The sequence below is a fragment of the Sporomusa sp. 246TCP1 genome (genome assembly GCF_057319775.1).
Map to the genome: position 1 here is coordinate 4104207 of NZ_CM170492.1, position 13558 is coordinate 4117764.

Sequence of the window (13558 nt, forward strand, 5' to 3'; positions counted from 1 at the left end):
ATCATAAGTCAGCTCTTGAAAAAAGTCAAGGCTAAAGTGCTATGCTTTCAAACTACTATCCACCGCGTTGGCATTTTCGCCTTTTTTACTATGCACCAATATATAATACAGATAGATAAACACCACGACCGGTATACCGGTATACAAAACAATTTGCTGTGATTCATCAAAATATAGGCTGAGAATAATGCCGACGTTTAATAACATGGCAATGACAGGCACAATGGGGTAAAATGGAGTTTTGAAAATCAGTTCTTCCAATTTGCCGCCTAACTGCATGAAATTCTTGCGGAAGTTAAGCTGACACCAGGCAATGATAAACCAGATTAGGCAACCTGTCAAACCTACACTGGACATAAGCCACAAGTACACAGTATCTGCGGCAAACTCACTGGTAAGCAAGGATAAACCAGATAGCGCCAGGGTCACAAGTACGCCATAAAAAGGAACTCCCCGCGAATTCAACTTTGATAACCAGCCAGGTGCCTGCTTATCCTTGGACATTGACCAGAGCAGCCGCGAACAAACATATAGCGCAGAATTACCTGCCGACAAAGCAGAAGTAAGCACAACAAAGCTCATAATATCCTGGGCAAGCGGAATGCCAATACGGCCAAATACATGAGCAAACGGACTTTCCAGCAGACCGGCTTCCCTAAATGGAATAGTAGCCGCCAGTACAATCATGGCAAACACATAAAAAAGCACAATTCGCAAAGCAATCCCTTTAATGACACGCGGCACGTTTTTGCCGGGATTTTCGCATTCAGCAGCTGCAATCCCGACCAATTCTGATCCCTGGAAGGAATATACTACCGTAATCATGGTTAAAAATACAGCCCAGCCCCCGTTAGGAAAAAGACCAGAGCCTATACCAAAATTCGATAAGCCGATTGCACCTTCCCGGCCAGCAAAACCAAACATTAATCCGGCACCGGCAATAATAAAGCCAACGATAGCCACTACTTTTATACTGGCAAACCAAAATTCAGTCTCCCCGTATACCTTGACAGAAATCAAGTTCAACGCGGCTAACACCACCGCAAAGATTGCGCACCAAATCCAAACGGCAACCTCCGGAAACCAAGCTGCCATAATAATACCGGCAGCAGTAAAGTCGGCAGCAATACAAACCGCCCAATTAATCCAATACAACCAGCCGACAGTAAAACCAGTACCCGGCGAAATAAACCGCGAGGCATAGGTCTGAAATGAACCAGCCACAGGCATGGCCACTGCTAATTCACCTAAACACAAGAGCGCCAGATACATTACAAAACCACCAAATAAATAGGCTAGAATAGCACCAAACGGTCCAGCTTGGCTGATTACCTGGCCTGAGCCCATAAATAGCCCGGTGCCAATCGTTCCTCCAATAGAAATCATCATGAGGTGACGTGACTTCATATCACGTTTGAGCCCGGACTTCTCCGGACAAAGTTGCTCAAGATTTACTGTTGGTGTTGTCATCATTATTCCCCCAACCTTTTACAAGCTTTACAAATCCTTTTGATTTTCGGTATGCTGTGCGACTTCTTCCCCCTCCCCCGGTTTGATTGATTTGAAATATGCTTGGCCTAAATAGGATGAACAGCAGCAATGGCCAAATAAAAAAGAGCAAAACTCAAAATAGAGTTTTGCCCCCTAATATCTAATAGCTATAGGCATAACAAACGGAATATGATGTAATTTTTCGAACTTTAAGTCTATTATAAATTATAGAAATTATTTCGTCAATCCCCTTCCTATAATTTCCCCCATTTAAGCATCAGATTCAGAATTGGAAGTAAGTCTTTCCTCGGATGACGTTTTTTGCATTTTTATAACCGGGCAAGTCGAAATATGTAGAGGAATTCCAGGAAGTTTTCTAGAAGTTGTCGAAAGTGTTGTAAGTGAACGCACCTAGGAGGAATCTGCATGTCGCTTGATACGGCTATCACAACAAACATTATTGCTACTGCCTTAATGGTATTAACCTATACCTACCTATTTATTCAATATAAGCAAAGTTATCTGGCAGAATGGGTGTTGGTATGGATCTTACAGGAAATCAGGCTTGTCTTTTTGGACAAACCTTTTGGCGAACAATTAATCGTGCCATCCTTTCTCTATATTGGACTGTCTTTTGCCAACAGTCTGCTCATGATTGCAGGGGCAGTAGGTTTTGCGGGCAAACGCTTATCACCGAAGTGGCTGGTAACGGCCTTAGGATTCTCAACGCTTTCCTTTCTCGGTATTTTTGGGGGACTGGCACCCAGTCTATATATGCTTCCTGGGGTAGCTTTTGTTGGCTCCGCCTACATCTATACCGGCTTGGTCATTTGGAATAGTTGTGCCCATGGTATGGGAAAATGGCTTACCGCTTCTGCATTTGTTCTTTTAGGAGTGCATGCTTTCGACATGCCATTCTTATTTTGCCTAAGTTGGTTTGCACCCTGGGGCTATTTAATTGATGGATTACTCCGATACGCCATCGCTATAGGAATTATCCTCGTCTATTTCGAAAAAACCAGAAATGAATTAGAACAATACTATCAGTTGCTTGCCAGAAATACCACCGATGTTATCTACCGATACAACTTCAATTCACCTGCAGGATTTGATTATATTAGTCCGGCGGTGACTCACCTGACAGGTTATCCGCCCGACCACTTCCGGACACTTCGGCAGGTTATGCGTATCATTCACCCTGATGACCGCGCTAAATTGAGAAAAACAGCAACTGCCGGCAATCTCCCTGATGGTTTCGTAACTCTGCGGGTAAGAGCGAGAAATGGGGATATCGTATGGGCAGAACAAAAAAACTCATTTGTTGTTGATTCCACTGGCCGTCCCATAGCTGCCGAGGGTATTGTGCGGGATATTACCAGGCGAATACTATTAGAGGAAGACGTATCGCGGCTTGACCGACTAAATATTGTTGGCGAAATGGCTGCCAATTTTGCCCACGAAGTCCGCAATCCCCTGACAACCGTACGGGGTTACCTGCAGCTTCTAGGAAAGAAAAACGATTTCATCAATTATAAGGAGCAATTTGGTCTTTTATTGGAAGAACTTGACCGCACCAATCAGATCATTACTGAATATCTATCACTTAGCAAAAATAAAATCGTTGAAATGAAAAAATGCAATTTGAATCATATTTTACTGGCACTTCACCCCTTAGTACAGGCAACTGCAGTACCATCACAAGTCACCGTAGAATTAAACCTGGGCGATATTCCGGTACTGTATATTGACGATAAAGAAATCAAGCAACTTATACTTAACCTCACCCGCAACGCTATTGAGGCAATGACATCAGGCGGAAAGCTGGAAATTAAAACATTGGCTAGCGGAAATAATACAACACTTACTGTCACTGATCAGGGTAAAGGAATTCCTGACCATGTCATGGACAACCTGGGTAAGCCCTTTCTTACAACTAAGGAAAATGGCACAGGCTTGGGAATGGCTATCTGCTATCGTATTTGTCTTAGACATAATGCTAAACTGGATATTAACACTGGGCCAGCTGGAACAACGATAAATGTTATATTTCCTAACAGCTAGCTCCTTACTACTGGAAAAAAGGCCGAGAGGTCTTTTTTTTTATTTCTGCCGCCAGAGATGATTTCACGCTGGTTGCACCGAGAGGTAAATAGAAAGGCAGGTGATTTTGTGGATCCTCCAGTTAAAACTCTATTTGCCTGATAACAACAAAAATAAGAGGTGACGAAAGTATGCTAAATAAGCAATACTCCACGCAAACAAATCAGGATTGTGAACACGTCCAAATTAAAGATGCTGTCACAGAGCAGGAACGACAGGCAATTTATCAATTTCGCTATAAGATTCAGGTGGAAGAAATGAAAAGATCTATCCCCGGAGCCGACCATGTAAAAAAGAGTATCTCTGAAGAAATGGATTCCTGGAGTCATCTGGCCTATGCAGAGTTAAATGGTCAAATAGTTGGTACTGCACGGGCTGTGATTGGTGGTGCCAAAGACTTTCCAGCACGGTTGGGCCAGATATTTCAGTTAAATCGCTATCAAGAATTTGACCCGGCAAGGAAAACCATGTGTTTCGCTACTAAACTTATGGTTGATCCCTGCCTGCGCAAAACCCCGTTATCTTTCAGACTCATGGCCAAAGTCTATGAGTTGTCGCGTCAGCATAATGTTCAATTTAGTTTCAGTGGTTCGAATCCTTATCTTATTCCTATGTACGAGCAATTAGGCTATCGCCAAATTGCTCCAGGCTTCCAGGATCCTGGATATGGCTTTATTGTGCCGACATTACTGCTGACTGAAGACATTGACCACTTTAAAGCTGTGAAATCTCCGTATCTACGCCTGGCAAGAAAACTAACAAATTCTCCGGCAGCTAAACAATGGCTGGCAAGCAATGTGCCAGAAGCCTTCAAATATCCTGTTGGTATTCTTACAAGCAGTCAAGACCATTGGAATACCATTAAACAGTTAGTCGGTAACCCTGTTACCAATCTGGAGATTTTACGTGACCTAAATGACGAGGAAGCCGGGCAACTCCTGAAAATTGGCACCCTTATCGAATGCAGCCGTGAGCACTATTTCATTCGACGGGGGGACGTCTGCAATGAGGTAAATATCCTTCTTGCCGGTCAAATGAGCGTGCTTAACGGCCAGGCTTCACCAATCAAACCTGGTGACATTTTTGGCGACATCGGTATCTTAGATCAGACCCATCATCATAATGATGTCATCGCGACTGAAAACTCAGTCATTTTGGTACTATCGCGTGCTCCTTTCGAAAAATTATGTCGTTCTTTCCCCGAGATTCCAGGAAAACTGCATTTTATCAATCAAAATAGGGAGGTTAAATAAATGAATAGCACACTTGAAATCCTATTGGTTAACAGCTTTGCACCCCGGCAGCGGGTTGTGTCCGATACCGCGCTGGAAAACAGTCTGGCAATACTCAGAACCTACCTTGAAACAAAGGATATTCTGGCAGAGGTCATCGACGATCAAAGGATAACATCCTTGGAAAAAAGAATACCTGCCAGGTGCGTGCGTCTCTTACGAGCAATAGTCAAACTGCAGCTTAAAACCTACCATAACAAGTTACTTGGCCACGGGCTGCTGCTGGCATCCTGGCCGCTTCACGCTTATACACTGCATTGCAGACACGAATATATGCAAGCCAGGATTGAACAAATTGTCAAGGAGATAAAATCCAAAAATATCCCGCTACTGGGACTCAAGCTTTGGTACGGAGATGCTTTCAAATGGAGCTGCGAGCTGGCAACGGCAGTCAGAAATCACTGCCCTGAAACAATAATAATCGTTGGTGGGCCACAGGTTAAGGTATATGGCGACTTTGTACTGCGTGAACCCTGCTTTGATCTTGCGATCATGGGGCCTGGTGAAGAAATACTTGCCAAACTTGTTAACCTGCGCCGCCAGAACCATACTAGGAGCACCTTTCTTGACCAGGTGCAAAAGACCTTTGGCGGAACTTTGCTCAAAACCGGCGGCTTTGCCGGTGACAAAGAAGAACTTGTACAAAGTTTAGCTAGCCAGACAATCCCGGACTACCGGGATGCAGATCTTGAAGATAAAATTCACTTTCATACGATTGTCGATGGTGTTGGCTGCAGTTGGAATAGTTGTAATTTTTGCTCCCATACCCGCTGCACAGTTCCCTTTACCCCCCGGCCAGTAGCCGATATTATTACTGAAATGGAAACCATGCTGCAGCGCGGAATTGCTTTTTTTCGCTTTAGCAGCTCGGAAACCACTATCGAACATGGCCGGAATATTGCAGAAGCAATTCTGGCGCGTGGTCTTACCATCCGGTACTCCATGTTTATCCGTGCCGGTAAGCCCAACCAAGAAATGCTTACTGCCTATCGCCTTATGATTCAGGCGGGATTACGAGCAGTATTTATGGGTGGCGAAACCGGACATGATGATGTTAATCAGCTGGTCATGAACAAAGGGGTAACGAAACAGGACATTGTCGGTACTATCGCAACAATTAGGCTGGCCTCAGATGCTGCCGGCTTACCATGCCGTATCGGACTGTCACTCATTTACCCTTGCCCGTTGCCTCCAGAAGTTGAGTTGAATGAAGTGTACAACGCCAATGTTGATCTTATTGATGCAACGCTGCCTGATACTGTCATTGTAAACCCGCCGGGACCGTTTCCGGAAACAAGCTGGTATTGTAATCCGGAAAAATACGGTTTCACATTTTCAGAAGGAGCGGCAGCTTTTGCGCAGAATTTCATGCGCTACGAATACTCTATTTACAAACCTGCCGAGCTATGGAAGGATATGGGGTTTGCTCTCAACACTATGGAAGGCAAGACTTTGCTTAACGAGACAGGCAAGCTGCGAGCCTACGCGGCAAGCCTTGGCATTCCCACAGATATTTCAGATGAATACTTAATGATGACCGAGGCGATCGGACTTAGTTCTAAGACCGATCTACTTATCTTTAAGCAGCGTACGCTTATTGACATCATGAGCGGTAGTTCGGACTATACACGCGAGATTGCAGCAGCCATCAATAAAGTCAGTAGGCAAATTGCGGCCTCAAATACACTATAATCCCGACCTGGACTTTGCACTAGCCTTCCCTTTCCAGACTATCGTTTGGCACTATCACTTCCCATATTCAACTTTCATCAACGAGTAAATGCCCATGCCGGACACACGAAAAACGAGGCATGAACCACATTAAATGGTTCATGCCTCACTTTCACTATCGAATAAAGTTAGTAAGTATTTTATTTTCTCTTTCTGGTTCTTTTATAGTTTGTTGTCCATTTTCAACTATTTTCATGAGCCAGGCCATGTTTTTCCCCAGAACTCTCATTATTTGTCTTCCTTCTTCATCTTCTAGAGCTTCGCCCGGTCTCATCCCATGGATAACATTCCAGTAATTTGTGCTTGGCATAAGCATTTCAGCATAGTTAATATAATTATTTAGTTGATTAAACGTAGTAACTCCACCTGATCGCCTAACAGCAACAACAGCCGCTCCTACCTTATGCCTTAAAAAACCTGTATTGGCAACATAGAATGCTCTATCCAAAAAGGACTTCATCGTTCCGCCTATAGCCGAATAATGGACAGGTGAGCCTAATAGTATGCCATCAGCCATTTTCATTTTTTGTATCCATTCATTTACTTCATCATTATCAATTATACATTTCTCATTATTATTTTTGACACAGGCGTTACAAGCAAGGCATCCTCTTATTGTTTTGTTGCCAACATGAACAATATCGACTTCTATTCCTTCCTTTTCAAGTTCCTCAGCTACAATTTTTAGAGCATAATAAGTGTTTCCTTCCTTTTTAGGACTTCCATTAAATGCAACTACTTTCATAAACAGTACCTCCTGTATAATTAAATGTTTTTCCCCAATGCTTCAGCCCGCTTTAGTCCGTCGGTCTTCAGAATATCATCTTTATCATGAAGCCCTGGTGCAATGATTATGCCGCTATCCTTCCAATTCAGAAATTCAGCAATTAGTTTATAGGACTTAACAATACCCTCGAACTTAGTTTCATCTTTCGCACCTCCGCTGACTAGAAGCGCACATTCCTTTACCTTCAATGTCCTTTTCGATATTAAATAAGAATAGAACTTGTCAATAGCAGCTTTCAACTGTGCCGGAAACGAGAAGCAGTACAATGGTGTTGCGAACACAACCATATCGGCTTGTTCCAGAAGCGGCGCAAGCTCATTAAAATCATCTGGAACAGAACAGGCGGTACCATTTTGGAAACAAGTCTGACAGTCTATACATCCCTTGATTTTTTTATCGGCAGTTGTATATTTTACAGTCGTGTGTCCCGCCTGCCGGGCGCCGGCAATGAATGCATCGGCCAACTTATCGCTATTGCCGCCTTTTCTAGGGCTACCTGTTAAAACGAGTATATTTTTTAACATATAGATTCCTCCTTTAGTAAAGGATACTCCCAAGAGACTGCTAGTTAATGGCGTTGCGTTTTGCTCCTGGAAATACTATCCTGTGCTTTATAATACATACTAATAGCTCAACTTGCAAGTATGCACTTTTTTGTGGTATAGTATCCTTTTTTATACCATGTATTATTTTCATTTCTATATGTAGCTAAGGAGGGATCTTTAGTTAGTATTTCTATTCGGGCGTCACTACCTATATTCTATTCAAATTTTCAACTGTCCTCTCATTTACTATATTACCAGTATTCAAAGTAGTTTTAGGTTCGATAAGCATCACATGTACTTCGTGCTCTGCAATAGGAAGATGTTCAACTCCTTTTGGAATAACAATCAGTTCACCTTCATCCAACACAACATCTTTATCTTTGAATTTTATTACTAGTCGTCCTTTTACAACAAAAAACATTTCATCCTCGTTGTCATGGTGATGCCAAACAAATTCTCCTTTTAATTTGGCCAGCTTTATGTAAGAATTATTTAACTCGCCTACTATCTTCGGACTCCAGTATTCTGTAAAAAGACTAAATTTCTTAGAAAGAACTATTTTCTCCATAACTTTACACTCCCCAATTATATTTATTCATACAAAAAGATCCTTCTTATCTAATTGTAACATATTTATCAGTATTTTTATCTATAAGTAACCAATTTAACCAAACATTTTACTAATAGAAAATAAATCCTGCTAATAATTTATTTTTATTTAAATAGAGCAACAAGTAGTAACAAAATAACTACTCAACATTACGATTCGTAAATAAATAATTATGGGCATAAAAAAAAATAGTAATTCATTATATATAGAGGTCTCGCTAGCAAAGCGCTTTGCTGGCGAGACCTCTATCCAGGTTTTTAGACGGAATTCAATTTAATAAGCTTATTTGTGTCTTCATCCAAAAGTGGGGTATAAACCATGATTCTTAATTCAGGAGATTCTGCAGATAATAATGTTGTAGGTTGCAATGTTACTGGGCCAACTACAGGATGATTTATTTTTTTGCACTTTCCTTGTGGGACTTGAATATCATACAAATCCCACCATTTCCTGAAATGAGGACTGATATTTTTCAAACTATTTACTAATTCATTGAACCATGGCTCCGCAATATATTGATCGCTACTAATTCGAAACATTGCAAGGCACCGTTTGGCCTCTTTTTCCCATTCCACTAATAATTCTTTTTGATAAGGATCAGTAAATAAAAGCCAGATAAGATTCTTATCACGGGGAGATAGGGTGGAAAAATCCGCAAAAATCTTACATGCGCTTTTATTCCAAGCTACAACTTGCCAGCGCTGATCCATAACATAGGCAGGACAAATACCGAATACATCAAGCACTTGTTGTAAGTTTGAACTAATAAAACAAGTATTATCTGTAGCTAATTCCTGAGTGGGATAATAATCTTTGGCAAGTACAAATAGATGTTTGCGTTCTGCCCAATCAAGTTGAAAAACACGAGCAATACTATTTAAGACTTGTTCTGAAACCTGAATAGGACGTCCTTGTTCCAACCATGTATACCATGAAACGCTTACCCCAGCGAGTTGAGCCACTTCTTCACGTTTGAGTCCGGGAGTTCGGCGTCTTGGCGAAATAGGCAATCCATAATTTTCAGGGTTTATCCGTTCTCGACGAGTACGTAAAAACTTCGATAATTCTATTCGCCGGATTTCCTCAAGGTTTTTAGTGGGAGTATTAATCATAGGATAATTTCACTCCTGGCAATAGGATAAAAACTTTGTAATAATGATAACATACATTTTGTCAAATATCTATTAACAAGGAGGATAAAGAAATAGATGTTATAACGGCAATGAATAATCATCACCAAGATCTGTCGGGGATAAGAGAAAGGGGAATTTATATGGAAATGATCAGAACCCTCAGCAGAAGGCGTACCTCATGCAGGAATTTTACTGATGAGGTGTTGCCAAAAGAAAAGTTAACCGAATTAATCAATAATTCAGTCTGGGTGCCAAGTGGTTCGAACAATCAGCCATGGCGGTTTGTTGTCATCACAGATAAGGCAAAAATGAAAGCATACTCGGATGCGGCTAAGAAGATGTGGTTGGAGAATCTCCCTACCTCTCCGCATATGCAACAGTATGAAAAAACATTTCGCGATCCCACGGCCAATATATTCTACAACGCCTCCTCAATTATCATCATCTATGGAAACACCGACTCCTACTGGTACATTTATGACTGCAGCATGGTCGCAGGCAATCTCCATCTTCTTGCCGAGGAAGAGGGGCTTGGGTGCTGTTGGATTGGGGAAGCCCATAATATATTCGCTGACCCAATTGTAAAAAAGGAACTGGGAGTTCCAGAAAATTACGCATTAGTTGCACCGCTGATTATCGGCCATCCAGCAAGCAAAAAATCTGTTACCGAAAGTTCGAACAAGAGAAAACCGTTTGAGATTATATTTGCGTAGTTTTTGGTCCAAAGTTAAACAAAGCCATGCCAGGCGGAATATCTTTACATCTGCCTCCAAGATGACCCCGTGTCTCGAAAGAATTTTATCGTCACCATTGCCCACAATCACGACATTCTTAAACTCGGCTAGTCAAAAGAAATAACCTGAAAGTGCTCTAAAGCTTTGATACTCTTGGCCCTAGAGCACTTTTTTTATTTACGCTATGTCACAAGCTATTCATTTTTAGATGGGGAGCTGATAGTGTATAATAGTAACCGTGGTGGAATATGCTGGACATTCTTCAGAGTTACGCCAATTCACATTCTGCGCTAAAATAAGAAAATTGGAGGTGAAAATATGGACGATCTTACCTATTGGATACTATTCCTTTCAACTTCACTAGCCATTAATATTTCACCAGGGCCTGATTTATTCTACATACTCTCCCGGACAATCGCTTGTGGTAAAAACGCCGGCATGGCTTCTTCACTTGGCGTCGGTACCGGTGCTTTAGTACATGTGACTGCTGCCGCACTGGGGCTTTCTGCTATTCTCGCAACCTCAGCTATTGCCTTTTCTGTTGTAAAGTACGTAGGAGCTGCCTATTTAATCTACTTAGGAATCAAAAATTTGCGCAGCGCCGGAACTATCCCGGAGTTATCTGCAGCAAAAATAGTAGAAGTATCCTCATGGGCGGCATTTAAACAAGGAATGCTTGTTGATATTCTAAATCCAAAGGCTGCCATTTTCTTTATGGCTTTCTTACCGCAGTTTATTCGTCCGGAAATAGGGGTTGTACCACTTCAGTTATTTGGACTAGGTATTCTGGTTATTCTAATGGGCTTTGTCGTCGAATTCTCTGTTATTTTTCTTGCTGCCAAAATCACTGGCTGTCTACGGAGAAATCAAGCGATTAACTCTTGGCTTGACCGTACTTTAGGTTCAATTCTGATTGCTCTGGGAATACGATTGGCATTTGCGGAAAGAACGTAATAGCAGGTAAAAAACAAGGCATGAGCCGTATTGAAACGGTTCATACCTTGTTTACTTGCTTGCCTTGTTGTAGGTTATCGTATTTATCGGCCTGATTTATTGTTAGCTTGATATGATCAAGTATATCAAGCAAGTGGCTGCAGCCCAACGGACCGCCAATGTAGCGGCCGAGTTCTTTTTTTGTCAATTCATTTAATGATTTTCCGATCAGATCATTCAGGCGACCGATACATTCCAGACAGATCGAGTCCGGATAGCGTAAAAACTGTCCGTCACAATCCACAACAATGCCTTTGTCGAGAGTTACGATTATGGATAATTCATGGTAAAAGTCGGCGAGTGTGCCGCACACTTTTATTTTGCCAGAATCATCACTAAAGATGGTAGCGGTCTTAGTACGGTTGAACAAGCAATCAGTCCAGCTGCGGTTGCCCTCAATGTAACCAGACCAACTTTGCGTCGATCTATCCATATGGGCAAAACGATAACAAGAGGTAGCCTGGTTTTTCCGCCAGAAATGCTCCAACTCATCAAGGTTAGAGTAACCTCTTTCTTTAAAAATGCCAATTTCGCCCAACACAATACCGGCGATGCAGTCAGTCAAAAGATAGCGGGGCATTGATCCTAAGGATTCAGTCGCAGCTCGCAACACCGGACCGGCGTCAATATAAGCCTCAGCACCGTGCATACCGACAACTTCGCCGCCAGCATTGAGTTTGCCGCCAGGCGAATGGTAGATATCCCATCTGGCATCGAAAATCTTAAAGCTATTGACTGATGCCCTGATTTTGGCACTCGCATTCATAACGGTATCAACGAGATGACTTTGTGCTACTATGTCGTTCTTACCACTTCGTTGCACTGTTGTAAATATATTGCAGTGAAAATTAAATTTCATTACATTGACCCCCTGTTGCCGCTAGTGATAAATATAATAAGCTTTTGCCATTTCCTTGAAATCCTTAGCTTCTTGCTCCCAACTCACTAGCAATTCCTCTAATGTATACCTGCCAAGCCGCAGTCCGTCATCACCGGTAATCAAATCAATCATCGGTGCTCCCTTACCGCTGAATGTAAAAGCAAACTGGCCATCACTTAGTTCCTCAACGGTAAATAACAAGCTCAAGCCTGTCCTTACAGGCATAAATGCTTTACGATCCGTTACATGAAGTTGAACCCCGCCGCACGTTTGACCAGTAAAGTTGCCAAAACGGGGAATATAGTACGCCGGACGGAAAACTACGCCCGGAAGTTTCATGGCGTTCATACGCTCGGCAAATTTCTCAGCGTCTAGCCAGGGAGCACCGACAAAGTCAAAAGGTCTGGTCGTTCCTACACCTTCCGATATATTAGTACCGCCAAAGATACCTGTCGCCGGATAGGTCAGCGCCGTATCTGGTGTGGGAATATTGGGTGATGTCATTACCCACGGCAAGCCTGTCTCTGCAAAATACATCTCCCGGCTCCAGCCGGTCATTTCTACAACCGTCAAATCACAGCCAATCCCAAATTCTTGGTTAAATAGTCTCGCCAGCTCGCCAACAGTCATACCGTGCCTGATGGGAATGGGGTACATCCCAATAAAGGATTCAAAACCGCTTTTAATAAGACCACCTTCCACCGCCACTCCCCCGATCGGATTGGGGCGATCAAATACTACAAAGGTTTTGCCGTTTTCCTTAGCTGCTTGCATCGCGTAAGCCATAGTATAGATATAAGTATAAGAACGTGCGCCGACATCCTGAATATCGAAAGCAAGTACATCTATATTTTGGAGCATCTCTGGTGTTGGCTTTTTGGTAGCGCCATATAAACTATATACAGGCAAACCAGTCTTAGCATCTGTAAGGCTGCCCACCTTGTCACCAGCAGAAACTGCGCCGCGAATGCCATGTTCCGGGGAGTATAAGGCTGCCAGATTAGTCTTGGCCGCCAAAACATCAATCGAGCTCTGATACTGGCTGTTCATACCAGTGGCATTAGTGATAAGACCAACCCTTTTACCGTCAAAAAGCGCCAGGTGTTGATCAACATTGTCAATTCCCAGTTTAACCCTGGTTTTTTCCGGTTGCGCAGAACTGGCAAAGCCGATAACACTTCCTATTAGTAATAATGCGACCACCATTGCAGTCATCCATATACCATTCCACTTATTTTTCAAGCCTTCTCCCCCCAGTTTCC

Annotated in this window: 12 protein-coding genes; 5 read left to right on the forward strand and 7 right to left on the reverse strand. The window is 42.5% G+C overall.

Annotated elements, in window-relative coordinates; genetic code table 11:
* Window positions 1-39 precede the first annotated feature (39 nt).
* Window positions 40-1470 (reverse strand): amino acid permease, encoded by a 1431-nt coding sequence (locus tag AC1ECB_RS19385; RefSeq protein WP_485669372.1) that lies wholly within the window; start codon window positions 1468-1470, stop codon window positions 40-42.
* A gap of 447 nt (window positions 1471-1917) precedes the next feature.
* On the opposite strand from AC1ECB_RS19385, the gene AC1ECB_RS19390 reads away from it, so the two are divergent.
* The 3 genes from AC1ECB_RS19390 to AC1ECB_RS19400 all read left to right on the forward strand — a co-directional run bounded on the left by AC1ECB_RS19390 (window position 1918) and on the right by AC1ECB_RS19400 (window position 6575).
* Window positions 1918-3552, forward strand: coding sequence for an ATP-binding protein (locus tag AC1ECB_RS19390; RefSeq protein ID WP_485665325.1), 1635 nt, complete (start codon window positions 1918-1920; stop codon window positions 3550-3552).
* Between the two features lie 170 nt (window positions 3553-3722).
* Complete coding sequence (locus AC1ECB_RS19395; RefSeq protein WP_485665326.1) at window positions 3723-4844, forward strand: cyclic nucleotide-binding domain-containing protein; 1122 nt, start codon at window positions 3723-3725, stop codon at window positions 4842-4844.
* Window positions 4845-6575, forward strand: a complete 1731-nt coding sequence (locus tag AC1ECB_RS19400; RefSeq protein ID WP_485665327.1) for a B12-binding domain-containing radical SAM protein — start codon at window positions 4845-4847, stop codon at window positions 6573-6575.
* Between the two features lie 154 nt (window positions 6576-6729).
* On the opposite strand, the gene AC1ECB_RS19405 is transcribed toward AC1ECB_RS19400, so the two are convergent.
* From AC1ECB_RS19405 to AC1ECB_RS19420, 4 genes are all read right to left on the reverse strand, one after another.
* Complete coding sequence (locus tag AC1ECB_RS19405; protein ID WP_485665328.1) at window positions 6730-7359, reverse strand: flavodoxin family protein; 630 nt, start codon at window positions 7357-7359, stop codon at window positions 6730-6732.
* 20 nt (window positions 7360-7379) lie between these two features.
* Window positions 7380-7925 (reverse strand): flavodoxin family protein, encoded by a 546-nt coding sequence (locus tag AC1ECB_RS19410; protein ID WP_485665329.1) that lies wholly within the window; start codon window positions 7923-7925, stop codon window positions 7380-7382.
* Between the two features lie 229 nt (window positions 7926-8154).
* Window positions 8155-8514, reverse strand: coding sequence for a cupin domain-containing protein (locus tag AC1ECB_RS19415; RefSeq protein ID WP_021169690.1), 360 nt, complete (start codon window positions 8512-8514; stop codon window positions 8155-8157).
* Between the two features lie 299 nt (window positions 8515-8813).
* Window positions 8814-9668 (reverse strand): helix-turn-helix transcriptional regulator, encoded by an 855-nt coding sequence (locus AC1ECB_RS19420; protein ID WP_485665330.1) that lies wholly within the window; start codon window positions 9666-9668, stop codon window positions 8814-8816.
* Window positions 9669-9829: 161 nt separating this feature from the next.
* On the opposite strand from AC1ECB_RS19420, the gene AC1ECB_RS19425 reads away from it, so the two are divergent.
* Complete coding sequence (locus AC1ECB_RS19425; protein ID WP_485665331.1) at window positions 9830-10402, forward strand: nitroreductase family protein; 573 nt, start codon at window positions 9830-9832, stop codon at window positions 10400-10402.
* Between the two features lie 339 nt (window positions 10403-10741).
* Window positions 10742-11377, forward strand: coding sequence for a LysE family translocator (locus AC1ECB_RS19430; RefSeq protein WP_485665332.1), 636 nt, complete (start codon window positions 10742-10744; stop codon window positions 11375-11377).
* Window positions 11378-11417: 40 nt separating this feature from the next.
* On the opposite strand, the gene AC1ECB_RS19435 is transcribed toward AC1ECB_RS19430, so the two are convergent.
* Together AC1ECB_RS19435 and AC1ECB_RS19440 are read right to left on the reverse strand one after the other, a co-directional pair.
* A complete protein-coding gene (locus AC1ECB_RS19435; RefSeq protein WP_485665333.1) occupies window positions 11418-12275 on the reverse strand; it encodes a DUF2889 domain-containing protein in 858 nt (285 codons plus the stop codon).
* Window positions 12276-12296: 21 nt separating this feature from the next.
* Window positions 12297-13538: an exo-beta-N-acetylmuramidase NamZ family protein gene (locus tag AC1ECB_RS19440; protein WP_485665334.1), complete on the reverse strand. Its 1242-nt coding sequence runs from the start codon at window positions 13536-13538 to the stop codon at window positions 12297-12299.
* Window positions 13539-13558: the final 20 nt, after the last annotated feature.